Here is a 20,056-nt window from a genome sequence, read left to right as displayed (position 1 = left end):
TGAGCTTTATGAAGTTATAGATCTATATTCGCATGGATTTTCGCATTTCATAAAAAATGAAAACGAACATTGGAGCCGACGCAGCAAAACTGGGAGCGAATACAGCTCATGATGTGGGGCAGTCTAACAATAATCTATACCTGCACCTAAGGCATCAACGCCATTCAATGCTTTTTGCTGGCTTTGTGTCGTGGCGAGAACTTTTCGGGACGGCGACTTTGGTGGTTGATCGTTGGCGCGTGTGGAGCCCGCCTAGCCGTGCCTGTCGTTGAGAACAGGAGTACGCTGGTTGCCGAAGGTTCAACCTGATTGAAACGCCGGTTCAGTGGGCGCAAAAAAAGCGCCGGCAAGGCCGATCAGCTATGCCAGCGCCAAGTCTGGTGCACGCGGTTTGCCGCAGCGCTGAACGCTGCCAGGGTTACTGTTCGGGACGCTGGCTCGTGTTTTTGCGAAGCGCGGCATCTTCAAAAGCGATGAGATCGCTGAGCGCGTAACGCACGGCACTGCCGAATTTGCGGTACGGCGGGCCACCCCCTTTTTGACGCCAGTTCTGAAGCGCCTTCGGTTCGAGGCCGAACCGCGTCGCGACCTCATGCTCAGTGAGGTAGCGGTCGAAATTGCGTGCGACCAACGCCGCGATAGTGCTGTGTGCCACGTCTCTCACGATGGCTTCGACGTCGATGTCGCCGAGTGCGCATTTTCCGTCGATGGGGTTTTTCGAAGACATTGCGGTGTCCCTCAAATTTGATACCGCAATTCCCTTTACCCATTTGCCTTCGCCACTCGTCGAGCCCGACGTAAGTGATTCGAAAACTGAAAAAACAACGCCAATTCAACGGGCTACACGATTTCGTGAAAAATCGCGCACCCCAGACCCTAATTCAGTAAAGGATCTTGGTCAGCAACCCGCTGACACCGTGAACAGGCGTGCGCACACATAGCGAAGCACAACCGCACGCAACGCGATGGCGTGCGCGCAACGTTCCACGGCAAACTCAGTTATCCGGTCACCGGATATGTTGGAGAACGACGATGACCACCAAACCGAAACAACGAGCACCGCGCACCAACGACGAACGAACTGGCCGCACGACCGAAGCGCCTGCGGTCAAGGGTCACAACCGGTCTCTCGAAAACGATATCGAGGACGTCGTGGAACAATTCCGAATCAGCTTGCTGACAGGCGCATTCGCCGACGATTGCGTATACAGGTTCCTGCAGGGCGTTTATACGCTATACAAAAAAGCCAAAGATAAAAATGAAATCGGCAAGCTTGAACTTATCCTCTTCAATGACAAGCCAATTAAAGCCAACAAAGCGACCCTGCCTATGGCGCGAATCATCAAGGGGCTTTGTAGACGGTGGCCAGAAAACAAGCGGTTCACCAATAGAATATCCGAGTGGGCGAAGTGCCTCCATGTCCTTCAGGACGAAAAAGTTAGACCAGAAGAAGTGTATAATACTATCAAGAAACGCGGCTTAACAAAAATCGCCCGCACCAAATCGAAGCCAAAAAATAATAAAAAGCACACGATACCGTTTCGCAACTTCGAAAACGATCAAGTGGCAAAAAAGGCCGAAAGCACTTTTAAAGACCCAGGCGTAGTGTATTTTGCCGTACAATTCCGGAAAAACAACGATGGAAGTTTTGTTATCATTGACTGCCTCCCAATTGACGGGGCGTGTAAAAAAAGTAATGAAGGAGAAGAACGACCTAACAATAAAGCGCTCAATCAGAAAGAGAAAACCAGCATGAGACGTAAAAACACTGTTCGCGAAAACACACTAAATGACGCGAACGATGATGAATATGACGATTGGGATGAGTAGGCATTACCTGTCACAGACGTGACAGTTGAGCGGCAATAAAAAGCTCGGCTCGCTGCTGTTGTGAAGAATAAAAGCGGTACCTAAGCGTGGTTTGCTTCAAAAGCAGCCAGCGGCCGAGCTATGCCTAATCCGTACAACTCAAAAAAAACATATTCAGAGGCATAAAAGCAACACCACATGAAGCGTTATAGTATGTTCACGAACACTCAGAAGCCAGCGTCACAAAGGTCGGGCGCTCACGTTATAAAGGAAACGACCATGACCGTATTCAATCCCCACAACACAAAATTCCCGCCACCACACTTGAACATCACCAAGCTACTTGTAGCTGATGATGGGGCGAACAAAACGGGCTTCGAAACCAGGGCGAAGGCCAAAGCCGAACGTCAGCGAAGGGTGAAGATGCTCAGAAAGCACGGCAGCAGGGAAGCCATTGCCGTGGCGAACCGTATAGGGGGCTGCAACCCATCCTCCCCCTGCCTGAGCCCGGCCTGCCCGGTTTGCATGGGCCGCACCCGCATATGGCTCTTCGAGCAAATGGCGACGATATGGCCCATCGACTCACCTTCAACCCTCAATAACCTCAAAGCTGTAACCCTGATTCATGAAGATTGGCGGGTTCCTGCTGGTAAGCTTCACACAATATCAGCTAAACAGATGATCGATCAGCTAAGGCAACAACTGCGACGCGCCGGTGCCGGTTTTACGACCGTAATTGCCGCTATTCATGGTGATTTTGATGATGATAATAACTTCTGGCGGTTGCACTTCCACCTCATTGTTGATGGGCTGACTCCTGATGCTGAAAAAACACTGAGGAACAAGCACTATAAACGAACGTCTATGATCTACCGACCCATAAAGGTACAGGCGATTCGAAATCCTGTGAGTCAGTATTCCTACATCATGAAATCATACTGGCCTCAAAAAAATAGATACTGGGATAACAGTGGTAGCGTGAGAAATCGGGGATCTAGAATCAGGGAACCATGCCATTCTGAATATTTGTCGTGGTTGAATGATATCGGTTTGACTGACCAGCTGTTTTTTATGGGCTTACGTCGCCGAGGTAATGAACTTCGCCTGACGGCGTTGTCATCGTGAACGGTGGTAAAGCCTAACACGAATGTACGTAATTTACTCGGTGATGAGGTGTGAAATGATGACAACACTGAAATGATGACAACACTGCACGAGCATTTATGGCAGGTATTTGCCGCCAAGGGCTACCACCCCTCACGATGTATACTTTGTATACCTTGTATACTTTGACCGACCCCACCCGTTCAATCTTGGAGTATGAACCATGGCAAAAACGCACAACCCCGATGTCTCCTATATCGCCACCGGTTACGATGAAGCCGGCAACACCTATCGGATGCTCAGGTTCGTGAATGCAAGGAAAGTCACCAGAACGGTTGCCATCCCTATGTCAACTCACCCCAATCAACTGCTGACCCAGCTGGCCAAGGAGGGATATTCGCCGCCGCTAACGGAAGGTGCGCGCCGGAACGTTCTCAAGGGGATCGAACAGCAATGCCCAACCGCTGAAATGCGAGTGGCAACGCAAGTCGGCCACGCTGATGGGGCTTTCGTTCTACCGCATCGGGTGATTGGTGATGGCGCCGAAAAGCTGGTGGTGAGGCTCGGTACCGAGTTTACGGCGAACAGCCGGTTCGGAGAGTCGGGCAGTCTTCAGGAGTGGCGGGTCAACCTGCTGCCGCTGGCCAAGGGCAATCGGTTGGTCATGACGGCCATCATGGCGGCATTCGCAGGCCCTATCATGCCACTTCTCGGGCTTGAAGCGGGTGTGATCAACTTGGTCGGCGCGAGCAGTTCGGGCAAGACGACGGCACTGGTGGTGGCAGGCAGCGTTTGGGGCGGTCAACGGTCGATTGCCGGGGAAGGCGCAACGCAGGGCTTCTCCCAATCATGGCTGACAACCGATAACGCGTTGGACGCAACGCTAGCGGCGCACAATCATACACTACTTACCCTCGATGAAACGGCGATGAGCACGGCATCGAAAGAGGCGGCGAACGTCGTTTACAGCGCAGCGCATCGAATGGCGGGGGGAGAGGAGAAGGCACGTCGCACCGATGACGGTAAGCGACTTCATTGGTGTACGATGGTACTCAGCAGCAGCGAGCAGCCGTTCCAGAAGATTGCCGAGTTGGCCAACAGGCCGGTCAACATGGGTCAGCTGGTGCGGTTCATCGACGTGCAAGCCGATGCTGGCCAGGAGCTCGGTGTGTTTGAGGCGCTGAATGGTCATTCCGATGCCGGCTCTCTGGCTGACAGTTTGCGGGATGCAGCCTTGAGGTACTATGGCACAGCGGGCGTCACCTTTGTTGAAAGGCTATTGAAGCGCCTTCAGACAAATCGTAACGAAACTATCGAAAAAATAGCCGCGTATCGTTACGAGTTCATGAGCCTCGTTCAAAGTGACTTTGTAGGCCCAACTGAAGTCAGAATCTCCAAGCGCTTCGCCACCATTTATGCGGCAGCTAGGCTTGCGAGAGAGTTTGGCATTCTTACTTGGTCACCTGAAAAAATACGAAACGCCGTTGTTTTTGTGCGCCGCAAAACGCTTGTCGACCCGAGTGAAATCGAACGACCAAACCCCGTGAAACTGACCCGCGATTACATACGCAGAAACAAGGAGGCCATTAAAAAAGCTTCACGAAAGCTCACTTCAGACAGATTCACAAACAGTGATCTTATGAGTGCCCCAGGTATTACACGTAAAAACAGAAATGGTAAAAGAGAGTTTCTGTTTCATAGTTCCCATATTGACACCATAGTCGATCACCGAATAAAACACCACGAACTGATAAATTATTTGGCCGACCACGGCCTACTTCACCACCAGAACAATGGCAGATTTCAAGTGAATAGAAAATTCCCACCACCGCTAAAGCAGGCGCAGGTGTATTGTGTGCGCGGCCATATACTTGATAAGTGACGCAAGGTTGCTTGGCCTGAGTGCCAGTGCGGTCAAGCAGTGCCCCTGTGGCGTGCGCCATTTCGATGCCAAGGCCGCAAGCGCGTCATTATAGGTGGCATAGGCGCAGCCAATAGGGTATCTTCGTGGGCGTACCTCCTCTTTGTTTTTCGCGACCTGAGGAGAGCCGTCGTTCCTGTCGATCATCGTGTTCAAGTGAGTCGGCAGGGGCGGCGGCTTTTTCGGGGGCTCGTCAGTAGGGCATTGAACCGGGTTGCGCCCACGACATCAACAGTACGCCCACCATCGGCGTTCACGGTAGGTCGGGTTGACCTTGCTCGGTGGGCGTGCCGCGACTGGCCGGCGCGAGCTTTGACCGGCACCAGGGCTGCGGATGGGGGCATGAATCGGCGACCATGAGCGCGTGCAACGCCCCAACGACACGAACAGTATCGGACTGCACATGTAAAAAACGGCGCAGACAATCGGGGGAAAAGTGATGCGGGGGCATGTGCTTGATGAGTTCACCGACCGTCGCTTATCAAAAGCGGTTGATGATTACAACGCGGGCCGCATTGATGTTGAGGCGTTGTTGTGTTCATTTCAGAGAACGGGCATAAAAAACTGGGTTCGGCTCTTCGCGTTCTTTCAGCCCAAGGGCATTTTTTATCACGATTCGTATGGCGCCCGTTCTGACGAGGCCCTCACACTCAAATCCTGGGGGATGGAAGTCCTGGTCAGGGACCGAGCCGGTACCTTGATACGGGTCCCAAGCACAGCCGGTCGCAAAGGTCGGCCGTCAACGTAGGCCCGTGCCGTTGTCGCCCGCCTGGGCATCGGTGTCGCCGCCGCAGGTCTGCCACCGGCGATAGGCTGCCCCCAGGGCATGATGTGTGAGGTGCCATTGCGAGCCGTGTTTCATAAGGTATGACCGCATCGCCGCCGCCCGAGGACCAGGGGGCAACGAGCTGCCCGTTCGTCGCTTCGTTCGGGGTGTACCGAAAGCCCCCCTGAAAATGACCGACTCGAAACCAGGTTTTCCGCGCCTTGGATCACACCCTCCAGGCTGTACGGCAAACAAGTGATTTTCGTAGCGGCCGCAAATTTGTTGCCCGGCTCTCGAAATGCTTCGACTACAAGCATGAGCGACGCGTTCGGCGTGGAGAGGTCCAAAAAACATCTACGGGAGGGAACGCTTTCCTATGGCTTGGATGAATACTGCAAGTACATTGTCGAGGAATCATGACGATGCGATTCAGAGGCTCTGAAGCCATCTTGAGAGGCTAACGAGCCGGCCGTTACTGATATGTTTAACGACACGGGCTGCTGATGCCTCAGGCGCGTTCCCATAAGTCGCGACCAACGCATCAGTGTTAATGTGAATTACGTTATTGAACAAATAATTGTTACTTACCAGTTTCTCGCATGCGCGCATTAGCCGCGCCGGATCAAACTCATTGGTAATCAAAACATACTGGAAAGGCCGACCATCAGACTCAGCGGCGACATAGTCGTCAAAATCAGTTGTAAACTGTTTTTCGCGATCAGCCCTAATACTCCATTTCGCAGTAACCAGTGTTCGCGTTTTACGTCCCATCACCACCAAGTCAACCTTGTTTGGTTTTTCGCCGCGACGCTGGCGGTTAAAGCCAGGGAGATCGTGAAGCACTTGCCTTGCGTCAACATTAAGCGCTGGGTTTTCGCAAGTCCTTCTTGCAACATGTGCAAGAACATCCTCGAACCCTTCGCCGACAAGATTTTTCCGCTTGTTCTCCAGAGAGTAGTATTGACGAAGGTTCAACGTAAGCAGTCTCCAGGACTCTTCAGAAATAGATTCGGAAATATATTGCTCCAACGCTTGCGTGACTATGGATATTACCTTGGGGTCTTCCCCTGCAATCGGAAATTTCTGATGCGAATAGGGGGCCATCTGCCTTTTGGCTGCTTCCAATAATCTCGGGGTCCTTCGTTCGACGTCGGCTGCCAAATCTGAAGCGGCCCGTCTGAAGAGCCAGTCGATCTCATTGGGTAACTCTAATGGAGTTGAACCAAGGGCCGCAGATAGCCACGAATGGAACGCGAGGGACCTTGAGTACCAGTTTTTACCGGGCTGGCATTTGTCGCTCTCGTAGCAGTGGGCTAGGCCAGTTGTTGGGTCGGGCCAGAGCAGCAGACGATACACATGTTTCCAGGCCTCGTGGGTTCGAAGCTCGCTTACTGATTGTCGATCAAAGTACTCTTCAATCAGGCGGTTTCGGTTCTCGGCGCCGAAAGCGTTTTTTGGGTTACCTAGCTGCTGCCCACCGAGCTGCGAGGCCGCCATGTGGTTCACCTGTTCCGAAATTGTCAGCCCTTAGATCGCTGCGAGCATTTAACTCCTGAACAAGCATAAGCGCCAGTCTTTTCGCCAAAAGCGGGGGAACGGCGTTGCCGGCCTGCCTATAGCGTGAATGAGCCGGGCCACCTGGGTGCCGCCCCTCAAGTTGACCTGAGCGTGGATCAGTAGTGAATACAAACCGGTCTGGAAATGATTGTATTCGTGCAAACTCCCTTACTGATAAGGCGCGATAAGCGTTGTAATGATAAACTGAATCGGCTTTAGTATTTAACGTCCAAGCCCAAATTGACGGGTGCAACCGTCTGTAAGCGTAAAAATGGCGGCGTGAGAGTTTTCCGCTCCCATTACTCTGTCCCCAACGATGGTCAGTCAAATAACGATTTAGTAGCTCACCTTCGAGGTCGCGATAATTCCCTCCTTGAGGTATAGCCCGCAAACGCAGCACTGTGTCAGAGTTGATGCGAGGTACTTGCACATTTGAGATTTGCTGAGCGCACCCTTGCCGCATCATTTTCTGGTACGCGCTGCTTGGTCCGGGAAGCTCTCTGTAGTCCATGCTGTCGTTTCGGTTGCCGACAGGAAGGTTAGACAGATCAGATATTGCGTCAGAGACCGTAACAGCTAGCAAGCTTTCAGGGTTGTTCAAATCCTGATATGCTTGAACGCCAAATGTATCGTTGTTGTGCAACACGCGATAAATAACGCGGTCGTTTTTAATTTGACGAGACATACTTAAAAGGCTCGTAACATTTGAGCCAGTCAGAAATGAGTTTTCAATTCGCATGCTATGATGTACGCCAATGAAAATAACACGCTTCCTTGTTTGTGGTACACCGAAGTCAGCGGCGTCTACAATTTGATAAGACACCTTATACTCGCCATCTATGGAAAGGTCCTCTCGTATCTGATTGTGCACCCCCATCTGTTCAATTCCCGTGACGTTTTCCATCGCGAACACGGGAGGAATCGTTTTCTTGAGTATGCTAACAAACTCTCTGTATAGAGAGTTCCTGGGGTCATCGATAACTCGTGAATGGTTTCGAACCTGGGAAAACGCTTGGCATGGCGGCCCGCCAACCACAACGAAGGCGCGATGTGCATGCGACAAAACGCGTTCTTGAACGAGGGGTTCACTTAGGTTGCCGGTGATCGCTTCGGCTTCTGGAAAGTTCTGGGCAAAGGTTGCCATCGCGTCGGGATCGCTGTCAGCGCCTGCGGCAATAGAAAACCCCGCCTGCCTGAAGCCCTCGGAGAGGCCGCCTGCGCCGCAAAATAGGTCAACTACTTTCATTTGGTGCTGCATGCCCGTGAAAGCGGTGTGTCGCCGGTAATACGGCAATAAGTATGGATAGGCCGACGTAGGTTGTTGCTCGGCAGGCGACCTCATAGCAGGGTAGTGTTCGTTTTATGTTCTGGCAAGTTGCATTTGTATGTACGAAAGCGGGTTTTTGTGATAGGCTTGCACGCAAAACGGTTCGCGAAGTCCTCTGAAACCCGGTGAAAAGGCTGAAGCATGAAAAGCTTACGTGGTGAGCCCGTGGGCCTGCGGTTGAGTTCGGGCACTTCGCCCCCAGGCTTCAGGGTCAAAAAATACCTTGGTTGTGGCTACGAAAGTTGCGGCAGCTACCTCGTCACAGAAAGGCACAGCAACTTACCCCGTCGGCTCAAGCTGTTCCATGAAGCCGACATTGAATACGAACACATTGGCCACGTAGCATTTACCTTCGACAGGCTGCATCGAGCCAACAGTACTCCCCCGTACCACCGAATAGGCACTTGGCACCACGATAAACTCGGTACTTTTGCTTACTTGGTGTTGGGCTACGTTGAGGGAAAGCCCCTGGTTGACTTGTTGGCCCCGGGCAGATGGCGGCGCGGTTCATGGTCGCCGAACAAGGCCCTCGGCATTCTCCACGCCATGGCAGCGAAGCTGGCCGCCGTTCATGACACAGGGCTGGCCGCCGGTGACTTCGAACACGGCTACAACGTGATCATCGACAAGGCCGGCGAGCCCTGGTGGATCGACATCGACGCGGGCACGCCCGATGAACCCAACACCGACCAGGAAAGCGACGTCGCCATGTGGTTCGGCCTGCTTGACCAGCTGATGGCCCACACCCCCGAATCGCCCCTGGTCACCCTCATGGACAGGCGCCTTGCCCGCATTCGCAAGCGAAAGTTCCGCCGGGGCACCATGCACGACATTACCGCCGTCATGGCCAAAACGCTCGAGGCTGAGGGCTGAAGGGCGCCCGCCTGTATGCCGTGAACCCTGACCCTGCCTGCCGCCACTGACCCGCCGGTCATCGACGCGGCCCGTTCAAGCGGCCCCTGAAAACGCCCTCCCGGCGCCGCCGAACGAAAGCCCGAACCCGACCACCAACAGCATCAACCCGTTGAAACGCTGCCGCTGTCGCGACGGCGCCCTTTCGCGTGTTCGCTCACCAGCCAAGGAGACCGTCAATGAACCCCTCAGCGCCAAACCCCGAAAACCCGAAACTCGACCAGATTCGGCTGCTCAACGACCGCCTGCGCCGAACCCGCACCGGCGGCCGCATCGTGGCCACGCGTGGCGTTCACGCCCTTTTCGGCAGCGACCTTGGCGACTTGCTGCGCACCATTGCCGACTTTGACGATTTCGGCCCCAACAACGATCCCTACGGTGAGCACGATTTCGGCAGCCTGCAATTCAGAGGGCATCGGGTGTTTTGGAAGATCGACTACTACGACCACTCTCTGCAGTCTCGTTCGATCAACCCCGCCAGCCCCGCCGTGACCTGCCGCGTGATGACCATCATGCTGGCCGAGGAGTACTGAGGTGAGCCGTCGCGCCGCCGTGTATCTGCGGGTCAGCACCACCGGGCAAACCACCGAAAACCAGCGCCTTGAACTGGAGGCCGTGGCGGCACGGTGCGGGTGGTCGATCATCGGGGTGTATGAGGATGCCGGCATCAGCGGGGCCAAGGGCCGTGACAAGCGCCCTGAGTTCGACCGGCTTTGCCGTGACGCGGCCCGACGCCGCTTCGACATCGTGATGGCATGGTCCGTCGACCGCCTGGGGCGAAGCCTGCAGGACCTGGTGGCCTTCCTCGGTGACCTGCACGCCAGCGGCACTCACCTGTACCTGCATCAACAGGGTATCGACACCACCACACCCAGCGGCAAGGCCATGTTCCAAATGCTGGGGGTGTTCGCCGAGTTTGAGCGTGCCATGATCAGGGAGCGTGTTCAGGCGGGCCTTGCGAGGGCCAGGGCGCAGGGCAAGCGCCTGGGGCGGCCCCGAACCCCCTCGACCACCGAACTGGCCATCAAGGCCGACCTGAGGGCCGGGAGCATGGGCATCAGAAAAATCGCCGCCAAGCACGGGGTCGGGGTGAGCGTGGTTCAGCGGCTTCGCGCCGGCATGGACAGCGACGTGGTGTGACGGCTGAAAGCACCATCCATCACGCTGAGTTACCCTACCTATCGCTTTTCGGGTGGTTGCTATGTGGTTGCTGGCATGAAAAAAGGGGCTAGGCGATATGGCCTAACCCCTTGAAAAAACTGGTGCCCCCGGCAGGACTTGAACCCGCAACCCCCTGATTACAAATCAGGTGCTCTACCAGTTGAGCTACAAGGGCATAACAACGTGCGGCGCGGCAAACGTTCTGATTGTGCCGATTCGGCGCTTCCAACCTTAGCTTTGATCCTCATCAGTCTATCGTGTCGCACCGGTGTTGGCCAGACGTCCCGGCATGATCGTTCCGTCGCCGTCGGCACGCTGGGCGTCCTGCTCGCCATGGGCTGCGGCGCATGGCGCACCGACACCGAACGCCCCAGGCTGTAAACGGCCCCCTTCGCCAAGGCCATCAAACAGCTTGGCAAAGATGACTTCGCCATCCGCCTGCGCTTCCGTCGCCGCGCCCCTCCTGATCCTGATCCTGATCGACCCGCCGGACATGGTCCGCAGGGTGCGTTCGACCGCCACGCCCTGGAGGGGTGCCGTGGATACCGCTTGCCGGCCCTGAAGGGCGACTCAATCAGCCGGTTTTCGGCTCACCTGTTGCCGGGGTACGCCGCCCAGCTGGTTTCACGTCGCCGCCTTGGTGTCTTTGGGTCTTGGTGGTTCCCCACGTCGGCGCCTGCCCGAAGATACGGGACCACCAAGACACCCCATCGGAAACGCCGGCCCGTCTCACTGGCCGCTGGATGTGTTTTTCAGGGACGGGATGAGATTCTTGATCCAGCCGGCGAAGGCATCGGCGTTGCGGGTCTGCATCCAAACCGGGCCGGGACCGGTGAATTCCATGACCAGGCCCTCGCCGCTGGTCGCACTGGTGACCATGCGCTTGAAGAACCCGCCGGCGCCGGCGACCATGCGGGTATCGAGCCCCATGCCTTCCTGAAACGCGACCATGTGGCCGCTGTCCACGACGAAGCGTTCGCCGGGGGCCAGATCGCGCCGCACGATGGCACCGAAGCTGGCCATGAACAGGGTGCCGCTGCCGGTGGCCTTCAGCATGAAGGGGCCCTCGCCGCCGAAGATGCCGTGCCGGCCGCCCCACGAGGTGTCGATCTGCACACCCGGCGCGGCGGCCAGGAACGATCCGCCCTGGAGGATCAGCGACGTGGACTCGTCAACCTCCGTGTCGCTGATGTCGCCGAGGGTCGTCGGCGCCAGGGCGAGATGGCCGGGGCCGTCACTGGCGGTGATATGAGTGATGAAGAAACTCTCCCCGCCCAGCGCCGAGCGCGACAGAGCCCCCACGGCCCGGCCCAGGAAACCGCCGCCGCTCTTGCCGCCCATGCTGGTCTCCAGGGTCAGGGTGGTCGACATGCTGACCATGGCGCCGGATTCGCACTGCACCTGCTCTCCCTCGGAGAGATCCATTTCCAGGAGCGCAAAGGCTGGGCCGTGGGTGATATTGTAATCCATGTTGAAAGCTCCCTGCGTCGTGCGTGCAGAACGGGGCGGTGGGTCTGGTGGGCCGGAAACGGCGCCCGATGCCCCGGGGGCCATGATGATACACGGCGCGTCGGCGGGGTCCCGGAAAATGTGCCTACGGTGCGGACCCGGGCCGCCGCATATTCGTTGGTTGCGGGCAAGATTTGATCGACATCAATGTGGGGCGGGCCATGCGAGCGTAACAGCCTGACCCAACGGACGTCGCGCCCTCGGAACGGAAGGGGTTGCGGTTCGCCACTGGCAAAGAGGCGCGAAACCATGACGGCAACGCACGGAGTGGCCGGGGCGCCGACCGAAAGGCCGGTCCAGACCGACGGCGGGTCCGACGGGAAACCCCGGAAGACATCCCTCTACGGTGATTACGAAAAGGTCTATCCGCGCCGCGTTCAGGGGCGGTTCCGCCGGATCAAGACGATCACCAACTGGGTTCTGCTGTCGATTTTCTTCGTCGGCCCGTGGTTGCGCTGGGACCGGGGACCCGACGCGCCCGATCAGGCCATCCTGATCGACATGCCGGGGCGCAAGGCCTACTTCTTCGCCATCGAGATCTGGCCGCAGGAGGTCTACTACCTCACCGGCATCCTGGTGCTGATGGCCATCCTTCTGTTCTTCGCCACCGCGCTGCTGGGACGGGTCTGGTGCGGCTTTGCCTGCTTCCAGACCGTGTTCACGGATCTGTTCGTGGCCGTTGAACGGGCCATCGAGGGCGAGCGCAGCGACCGCATGCGCCTGGACCGGGGCCGGCTGACGGCGCGCAAGCTCGGCCTGAAGACGGCCAAGACCCTGGTCTGGCTGCTCATGGGGCTGCTGGTGGGGTTAGGCTTCACGCTGTACTTCGGCAACACGCCGGCCTTTCTGGTGGACATCCTGACGCTGCAGGTCGGCATGGCCCCGTATGGGACCATCGCCGTGGTCGGCGGGTTCTGCTTCCTGCTGGCCGGTTACGCCCGCGAACAGGTGTGCATCTACATGTGCCCCTACGCGCGTTTCCAGTCGGCGATGATGGACGACGAGTCGCTGATCGTTACCTACGAGGACTGGCGCGGCGAGCCGCGCGGCAAGGCCCGCAAGACCGAGGATTTCAGCCAGCGCGGGCACTGCGTGGACTGCACCCTGTGCGTCCAGGCCTGCCCCACGGGCGTCGACATCCGCAAGGGCACCCAGCTCGCCTGCATCGGCTGCGGGCTGTGCGCCGATGCCTGCGACAGCATCATGGACCGGTTCAACCTGCCGCGCGGACTGGTGCGCTTCGACTCGGTCAAGAATCAGGCCCGCCGGGCGCAGGGAGAGCCGGTTTCCATTCGCTGGCTGCGGCCGCGCACCGTCATCTACACGGTGGCCCTGACCGTGGCCATCGCGGTGATGGCCACGGCGCTGATGACCCGGTCGCGCCTGGAGGTGAACATCCTGGCCGAGCGCAGTCCGCTCTACGTCCAACTTTCGGATGGCTCCATCCGGAACGGCTACACCGTTAAGATCCTCAACATGGAGCGGGTGGACACCATGTTCACGGTGGCGGTCGAGGGCTTGCCGGACGCCGCCATGACCATCGTCGGGTACGATACGGTGGCAGACGATCCGCGCACCGCCCGGCTGGCGGTCGCCGGGGACAGCGTGGGGACGTTCCGCGTCTACGTGTCGGCGCCACCGGAGCGGCTGGACGGCGCGGCCACCCCGTTCACGTTCCGGGTGGAGGATGAGGCGACCGGCGAGTCCGTTACCCAGTCCGCCAACTTCAACGCCCCGGCACGGTGAGGCACGGCGCGCGGCCGGGCGGGTTTTTCTTGGCCTGAGGGGGCGGGATGTCCTATTCGTCGGGGTCTCGCTCCGCCCAGGGCTTATGCCCGATCCCACGGAAACCCCACCGTGCGCCTGCTGCCTGACTTCCTCAGCACCTCGCCGCGTGCCCGCATCGCCTACGTCCACGACGTGGTGATGTCGGGCCTGTCGTTTCTGCTGTCCCTGTATCTTAGGGTGGGAGGGTCCTGGGCCGAGCATGTGGCGTCTCAGACCGTGATGACCGGCACCGTCGTCTTCACGCTGATGGCGGCGGCGGTGTTCCTGTATCAGCCCATGTACAAGGGCATCTGGCGGTACGCCTCCATGCGCGACCTGGTGGCCATCACCAAGGCCGTGACGCTGACCATCCTGCTGTTCGTGCCGGCGATGTTCCTGACAGGCCGGTTGGAGGACCTGCCGCGCAGCGCCTTCCTGATCAATTGGTTTGTCTTGATGGCCCTGCTGGGCGGCCCCCGGTTCGTCTACCGGATTTTCAAGGACCGCCGGCTGGACTTCCATTTCGAGGCCCGGCGAGATCCGAACGCCATTCCGATCCTGCTGGTGGGCGCCGGCGACGCCGCCGAGCAGTTTTTGCGCTCCCTGCACCGCCAACCGGGCGCCAGCTATCGTGTCGTTGGCATCGTCACCCGCAAGAAGAGCCGGGTCGGCCGCCACATCCATGGGGTCGAAATCCTGTCCACCGTGGACGATGTGGAAGACGCGGTCGGCACGCTGTCCGGCCGCAACCTGCGGCCGATGAAACTGGTGCTGACGGACGAGGCTTTTGCCGGCGAAGAAGTCAAGCGCCTGCTGGATACCTGCGACCGGTTGGGCCTGACGCTGGCCCGTCTGCCGCGTCCCACCGATCTGCGCGACGGCACCGCCGACCGCCTGGACGTGCGGCCGGTGTCCGTCGAAGACCTGCTCGGGCGCCCACAGGCCGTCCTGGACCGGGAGGCCATCGCCGCGCTGATCGCCGGGCGGCGCGTGCTGGTGACCGGGGCAGGGGGCTCCATCGGCGCCGAGTTGGCGCGTCAGGTGGCGGCCCTGGGGCCGGCCTCGCTGACCCTGTTCGACAGCAGCGAGTTCGCCTTGTATGCCATCGACCTGGAAGTCGCGGAACAGCAGCCGGACCTGCCGCGTGTCGCCGCGCTCGGCTCGGTGCGGGAGCGCGGCCGGCTTGACGCGGTCATGGCCGCCGCACGGCCCGACGTGGTCTTTCACGCCGCCGCCCTGAAGCATGTTCCGATGGTCGAGATGAACCCGGTCGAGGGGATCTGGACCAATGCCGTCGGCAGCCGCCATGTGGCGGATGCCTGCCGCGCCCATGGCGTGGCGACCCTGGTCATGATTTCCACCGACAAGGCCGTCAATCCGACCAATATCATGGGTGCCGGCAAGCGCGCCGCCGAAAGCTACTGTCAGGCGCTGGACATTCTCGACCAAGACCGGCCGCGCCGGACCCGGTTCATCACCGTTCGGTTCGGGAATGTCCTGGGCTCGACCGGCTCGGTCGTGCCGCTGTTCCAGCGTCAGCTTGCCCGGGGCGGGCCGCTGACCGTCACCGATCCGAAGATGACGCGCTACTTCATGACCATCCGAGAGGCCGTGGAGTTGGTGTTTCAGGCCGCCGCCCTGGGCACGGCGGCCGACAACTATCGGGGGCGGATTTTCGTGCTCGACATGGGCGAGCCGGTGCGAATTGCTGATCTGGCGCGACAGATGATCCGGTTGGCTGGTCTGCGGCCCGATCAGGACATCGACATCGTCTACACACAGCCGCGCCCGGGCGAGAAGCTGTTCGAGGAGATCTTCCACGGCGCCGAACGGCCGTTGCCGACCGAACGCGAGGGCGTTCTGATCGCCGATCCACGCCGACAGGACCATGCCCGGGTGGCCGCCCTCATGGACGCGCTTGAGGCGGCCTGCCGGGATGGCGACGCGCGGGCGGCGCTGGAGCGCCTGCGCGATCTGGTTCCCGAATACACCGGGACATAGGGCGTTGCGCCGCGGGAGCTCGGCCTTGCCCGCCGCCCGACACCTCGTTGTTTCTTTGTAGACCAGGAAAAACCGAAACGCCCGCCACGGGGGAGCGTGGCGGGCGTGGTTTCGTGGATCTGCGAACGTCGCGTGGCTGAAGCGCGGGTTCGCGGGGTCTTGCTCTGGATGTTTGGACGAACCTTGCTGAAGGGTCCGACCGTGGAGGGGGTTATGGCTGAATTTCGAGGTATCCTCGCTGCCGCGAGGTTCAAGCCCGACCGTCTTGGCCGCTCCTGATGATGTGACCATACATACCCGACCATGACGGTGTGATTTCCGGCGCATGACTTTTTTGTAATTGTTCCAGGGTGGCGCGGTGTGGCGCGCATCCGTGGGTCACGAAACGCTTCAGCGCAGGTCCGTGACGTGATGGATCGGGACCGTGCCATGCTGCTTGGCCAGCGGCACCAGCCCGACGTATTCACAGCCGTAGCGGGCGCCGTGACGCAGACGCAGGATCGCGGCCAGATCGCGGGTCACATAGACCTCTCCCGGGGGTGTGATGGGTTCCAGACGTGCCGCGAGCGTGACGTCGGCCCCGATAATGGTCGAACGGCCGATCATCCGGTCGAAAATCGTCGTCACAAGCCCGCTATGCGCGCCGATCCGCATGCGCAACGGCGGGAGACCAAGCGAATCGGCGTCGATCTCTGACAATCGTTCCAGCATCGCCAGGGCGCAGGCGACGATTCGGTCGGCATCGGCGGCGGCCGCCACGATTCCGTCACCCCAGGTGTTGAGGTAGATCGCCTCATCCGCCAAGGCCGCCCCCACGGCCTCCGCCAGCACCGGGGCCACGACCATATGAAAGGCCGAGTACTGGGCCTCGGAATAGCGGCTGTAGGCCCGCAAGTCGGCGAACAGAACGGCCGCCTCGATCCGCCGCGTCTCGGCCGCCGTCCCGGGATCCGAACGGGGCGGCGCGGGCCGGAAGCTGTCCGGTCGGATCACCGTGCCGAGCCGCAGCACATGAGGGTCCTGCCCGGTGTAGGCGCGCCAGCGCCGCATGTCGGCGGCGGTGCCCGCCGGGCCGGACGACTCCACGCCGTCCCAGAGGGCAATCATGTGGGCGCGCGAATCCAGCCGGTCGGCCTGACCGAGCGCCAGCCCCATGGCGATTTCACCGGCCCGCCGAAACAACACGGGATCGTCGTCCTCCTCCACGCGAGAGGTGACGATGACCTCAACGGCGCGGTCGAGGCAGGCACGGAACCTGTCTTCCCACGCGGTCCCGGCCCATGACACCGACGTTTCCAGGAACCGGGCTTCCGGTGTTGGCAGGACCACGGTGAGGTCCGCGCCGAGTTCCAGCGCGACCTCGGCAACGACAATGTCCGCGCCGCAGGCGAGGCTGCCGAAGACCGCGCCGATCCGTTCCCGTTCCAGAATGTCCCGAACGTCGGCCCGCAGACGCGCCTCTTCCGCCGCCGGTCCATCTGGTCCGTCAAGACGGCAGAACATCTTGCCAGCGTACATCGCCACGTCGGGGACGCCCAGCCTGTCGAGAACGGTGGGGTCATGGCCCATGAGGCCGCAGATCAGGCGGAGTTGCCGCCGCGTGGTCGCCTGCGACGGCAGGTCCGGCCTGAACGTCATCCCTTGGTCCAGCCACGTCGCGCACGCGTCCGGCCGGCCGAGCAGCAATTGGGCCTCGGCGATGGTGGCGCACGCATAAAAGTCGTCGTCACCCGGCCACGCCTCGGCCAGAAGATGCGCCGCCAGATCCTGCGCCGTATCCGGCTGGCCCGCCAGCAGCCACATGGTGGCCGCGTTGATTCCCGGATAGCCGGCGAGGTCGCGGTGTCCCTCCCGCAGCGCCCGGACGAGAATGGCGCCGTAGGCCTCTGCGGCCTGAACGGCATAGTGTGGCCGGTCGGCGGGGCGTCCCCCGATGGCCAGATCCTTGAACGCCCGGCCGCGCACCGCCATCAGATCGATCGCCAGCGCGGGCCGGTCCCGCCACAGGTCCTCAAGGTCCGTTGCGGTGCCCCCATAGAACTGTGTCCACTGGTCGATGACGCGTTCGCTGGCACCGGTGCGGGCCAGGGACAACAGCATGGCATGGCGCAGGGCATGGTCTTGCGGAAAGAGCTCGCAGGCGCGCCGCGCCATGTCATGGGCGCGCAGGAAATCGCCGCGCCGGCTCAAGTCCTTGATCCGCGCGTGCCATGCTTGCGGATCCTCGGGTTGGTCGGACATGCCCCCTCCATCCAGAAAGCCGCGTCATATGGTTTCCGGCACAATCTTCGCACCTAAAGGGCGGCTGGCCGAAGGAACGCCGCCGCCAAGCCGAAGGGTGGCGGGGGCCGTCGATCACATGCCCTACACTTGATCGTCGACACATCAAACCAATCATCCGGTTTCCGTATCATCCCGAAAGACCGATGACCTCCGTCCGCGCCTTCCAGCGGCCGAAAAAGACCGGCGCGTGCTCGACATCAAAGGCCCGCAGCCCCACGAAGGGGGACCCCTGGTACCAAGAGACGCTCGCGCGTCCGCCCCTCCCCAGTCGCGGGGTCCAGCGACCGCAGGCGCGTCTTGAGCCGCGCCCGCAGATGCGATTCCAGTTGCTCCTCGAACCCCTCGGACGAGGTGTAGGTGTTGAACTCCAACCGGTAGCCACTGCTGTCCGCATCCCGGAAGTGCCGGTTCCAGAAGGTTTCCAGCGCGTCGAGCTGGACGGCGGCGTCGCGCAGGGCCTGCCCGTCCCGCCCCATGGCGCGCGCTTCGCTCAGGTTGCGATAGACCAGAAGGTCGGGGCGCTTTCCATTGCTGGCCCAGTGGGCCTGAATGGCGTTCTCGATCTCCCATTCCGTCCCGGTGACCGGCGCGCGTCCGTCCATGCCGCGATATTCGCGCCGATGGGTGCGAATGGGCAGGGGGGTGCCCAAACGAGACCACAGGATGACCACGACGATGTCGTTGTCGCCCGGTTCCGGTTCGATGATGTCCTGGAAATGCCCGCTCGCCAGCATGGGCTCGGTTTCCCAGAGCACCGTGCGGATCTCGAAGTAACGGGCGAACTCCTGGTTCAACCGATTGGCGACCAGGATACAGCGTCGCCGCTCGGCCGCGACGTCACCGGGCGAGGACACGAATATGGTGATCGGCGTGCGACGGGGCATGCCCGGCTCCAAGTCGCCGTGACCGGGACCAGAATCGGTCTCCGGCCACCCACGCCAACGACAATACCGCCAACGCTGTTTCGCCGCCAGTTCTAAGACCCGTGGTTCGGGGCCGGTTACCATTCGTGGCGCGTCGCGCGCTGATGCTTCAGGGGCGCGACGCGCCGCCGCGTGATCGGGCTCAGAAGTCGTTCAGGCCCTCGATATCGATTTCCGCGAAGTACGCCTCCATATCCTCGGTCGGTGCGCTGCCGTTCATTTGAATGAGGATGCGGTTATTGACCAACGTCTGAAGCTCGCCATCATTGGTGATCACGACCTTCTGGCGGTTGATGCGACGCACCGTGCCCATCGCCCCCATGGCGGCGGTGTTGCCGAACATGCCGGCCATCGCCGTGACCATGGGGTTGTCGGCCAGCATTTCGATGTTCAGTCGCTTGTCGCCGCTGGTATAGACCGCGCTCGCCGACAGGCCCCCGCCCATCATGGCGGCGCCCATGGCCTGGGTCTCGGCGTCCTCGCGTTGCCAGCCCGGCAGCGGCGCCGGCAGGAAGTCGGCCAGACCGGCGGCCTTCATCTGCGACAGAAGCTGGCTGGCGAAGTCCAGTTCCTCCTTGGCCATGGCGACATCGCCGGCCTGATAGGCCTCCAGCGCGGCCTGAATGGACTCCTCGACCTCGTCGGCCCGGGCGGTGTCCGGTTGAGCCAGGGTGAAGGCCGCGACGGCGGCGGCGACGACCAAGGCGGAAACAGGGCGGGTCATGTCCGGATCTCCCTTTTGATTGTATGGTTCCTTTTTTGGGGCGCGCGCCCGATGAAGGGACGGGGCGGCGTGTCCGCCCGGTGGACGCCGAGCGACCCACAGGGTCTTTCGCCAATCCCGTGGCGTCAAGTCGTCTGTTCCGCGAAGCGCCGTCCCGATCCGGCTCGGGTTTCTGTTGCGGGGCGGCGAGCCGGCTCCTATATAGCGCCCAATTCGAGCACGCCCGCGCGAACGGGCCGCATGATCGAACCTCCCATTCCCTCCGGGAAACGCAGCGGTGCCTGATGGGGCC

16 protein-coding genes and 1 tRNA gene are annotated in these 20,056 nt (G+C 60.1%); 8 read left to right on the top strand and 9 right to left on the bottom strand.

The window, feature by feature from the left end; translation table 11 throughout:
* Positions 1 to 418 precede the first annotated feature (418 nt).
* On the bottom strand, positions 419 to 727 hold the full coding sequence (locus BLS85_RS12770; protein WP_092786882.1) for a helix-turn-helix transcriptional regulator: 309 nt from the start codon (positions 725 to 727) through the stop codon (positions 419 to 421).
* A gap of 305 nt (positions 728 to 1,032) precedes the next feature.
* Here BLS85_RS12770 and BLS85_RS18765 point away from each other — a divergent pair, with 305 nt between their 5' ends.
* The 3 genes from BLS85_RS18765 (at position 1,033) to BLS85_RS12760 (ending at position 4,795) form a co-directional block, all read left to right on the top strand.
* Positions 1,033 to 1,830, top strand: a complete 798-nt coding sequence (locus BLS85_RS18765) for a hypothetical protein (RefSeq protein ID WP_143027182.1) — start codon at positions 1,033 to 1,035, stop codon at positions 1,828 to 1,830.
* Positions 1,831 to 2,088: 258 nt separating this feature from the next.
* Positions 2,089 to 2,934 (top strand): hypothetical protein, encoded by an 846-nt coding sequence (locus tag BLS85_RS18760; protein ID WP_143027181.1) that lies wholly within the window; start codon positions 2,089 to 2,091, stop codon positions 2,932 to 2,934.
* Between the two features lie 202 nt (positions 2,935 to 3,136).
* On the top strand, positions 3,137 to 4,795 hold the full coding sequence (locus BLS85_RS12760) for a DUF927 domain-containing protein (protein WP_092786878.1): 1,659 nt from the start codon (positions 3,137 to 3,139) through the stop codon (positions 4,793 to 4,795).
* Between the two features lie 1,234 nt (positions 4,796 to 6,029).
* Here the strand turns inward: BLS85_RS12760 and BLS85_RS12755 are convergent.
* Together BLS85_RS12755 and BLS85_RS12750 are read right to left on the bottom strand one after the other, a co-directional pair.
* Complete coding sequence (locus tag BLS85_RS12755; protein ID WP_092786876.1) at positions 6,030 to 7,097, bottom strand: hypothetical protein; 1,068 nt, start codon at positions 7,095 to 7,097, stop codon at positions 6,030 to 6,032.
* Positions 7,060 to 8,403 carry a DNA cytosine methyltransferase gene (locus tag BLS85_RS12750; RefSeq protein WP_218128405.1) on the bottom strand — a complete coding sequence of 448 codons (1,344 nt, stop codon included), beginning with the start codon at positions 8,401 to 8,403 and terminating at the stop codon, positions 7,060 to 7,062. The genes BLS85_RS12755 and BLS85_RS12750 overlap by 38 nt, the downstream gene beginning before the upstream one ends.
* Positions 8,404 to 8,625: 222 nt before the next feature.
* Here BLS85_RS12750 and BLS85_RS18755 point away from each other — a divergent pair, with 222 nt between their 5' ends.
* From BLS85_RS18755 to BLS85_RS12735, 3 genes are all read left to right on the top strand, one after another.
* Complete coding sequence (locus BLS85_RS18755; RefSeq protein WP_143027180.1) at positions 8,626 to 9,357, top strand: hypothetical protein; 732 nt, start codon at positions 8,626 to 8,628, stop codon at positions 9,355 to 9,357.
* A gap of 218 nt (positions 9,358 to 9,575) precedes the next feature.
* Positions 9,576 to 9,929 (top strand): DUF3768 domain-containing protein, encoded by a 354-nt coding sequence (locus BLS85_RS12740; protein WP_092786872.1) that lies wholly within the window; start codon positions 9,576 to 9,578, stop codon positions 9,927 to 9,929.
* A gap of 1 nt (position 9,930) precedes the next feature.
* Entirely contained in the window at positions 9,931 to 10,536 is a 606-nt protein-coding gene (locus tag BLS85_RS12735) for a recombinase family protein (RefSeq protein ID WP_092786870.1), read from the top strand.
* Between the two features lie 120 nt (positions 10,537 to 10,656).
* Here BLS85_RS12735 and BLS85_RS12730 read toward each other — a convergent pair.
* From BLS85_RS12730 to BLS85_RS12720, 3 genes are all read right to left on the bottom strand, one after another.
* Positions 10,657 to 10,732: transfer RNA gene (locus BLS85_RS12730), tRNA-Thr, on the bottom strand.
* A 77-nt stretch (positions 10,733 to 10,809) separates the two neighbouring features.
* Positions 10,810 to 11,079, bottom strand: coding sequence for a hypothetical protein (locus BLS85_RS12725; RefSeq protein WP_143027179.1), 270 nt, complete (start codon positions 11,077 to 11,079; stop codon positions 10,810 to 10,812).
* A gap of 207 nt (positions 11,080 to 11,286) precedes the next feature.
* Positions 11,287 to 12,027: a TIGR00266 family protein gene (locus BLS85_RS12720; RefSeq protein WP_092786867.1), complete on the bottom strand. Its 741-nt coding sequence runs from the start codon at positions 12,025 to 12,027 to the stop codon at positions 11,287 to 11,289.
* A 288-nt stretch (positions 12,028 to 12,315) separates the two neighbouring features.
* On the opposite strand from BLS85_RS12720, the gene ccoG reads away from it, so the two are divergent.
* Positions 12,316 to 13,812, top strand: a complete 1,497-nt coding sequence (ccoG, locus tag BLS85_RS12715; protein ID WP_092786865.1) for a cytochrome c oxidase accessory protein CcoG — start codon at positions 12,316 to 12,318, stop codon at positions 13,810 to 13,812.
* A gap of 111 nt (positions 13,813 to 13,923) precedes the next feature.
* Positions 13,924 to 15,834 carry a polysaccharide biosynthesis protein gene (locus BLS85_RS12710; protein WP_245699219.1) on the top strand — a complete coding sequence of 637 codons (1,911 nt, stop codon included), beginning with the start codon at positions 13,924 to 13,926 and terminating at the stop codon, positions 15,832 to 15,834.
* Between the two features lie 390 nt (positions 15,835 to 16,224).
* Here the strand turns inward: BLS85_RS12710 and BLS85_RS12705 are convergent, their stop codons facing one another.
* From BLS85_RS12705 to BLS85_RS12695, 3 genes are all read right to left on the bottom strand, one after another.
* The gene (locus BLS85_RS12705; RefSeq protein ID WP_092786863.1) at positions 16,225 to 18,075 is read right to left on the bottom strand and encodes an adenylate/guanylate cyclase domain-containing protein; all 1,851 of its coding nucleotides are present in this window, start codon (positions 18,073 to 18,075) and stop codon (positions 16,225 to 16,227) included.
* 239 nt (positions 18,076 to 18,314) lie between these two features.
* Positions 18,315 to 19,001, bottom strand: coding sequence for a hypothetical protein (locus BLS85_RS12700; protein ID WP_092786861.1), 687 nt, complete (start codon positions 18,999 to 19,001; stop codon positions 18,315 to 18,317).
* A 181-nt stretch (positions 19,002 to 19,182) separates the two neighbouring features.
* Positions 19,183 to 19,764 carry a hypothetical protein gene (locus BLS85_RS12695; RefSeq protein WP_092786859.1) on the bottom strand — a complete coding sequence of 194 codons (582 nt, stop codon included), beginning with the start codon at positions 19,762 to 19,764 and terminating at the stop codon, positions 19,183 to 19,185.
* Positions 19,765 to 20,056: the final 292 nt, after the last annotated feature.

It is taken from the genome of Rhodospira trueperi, assembly GCF_900101965.1.
GTDB classification, from domain to species: Bacteria; Pseudomonadota; Alphaproteobacteria; order Rhodospirillales; family Rhodospirillaceae; genus Rhodospira; species Rhodospira trueperi.
Note: the sequence above shows the minus strand (reverse complement) of the source record. Positions and strands in the feature narration are given on the sequence as shown.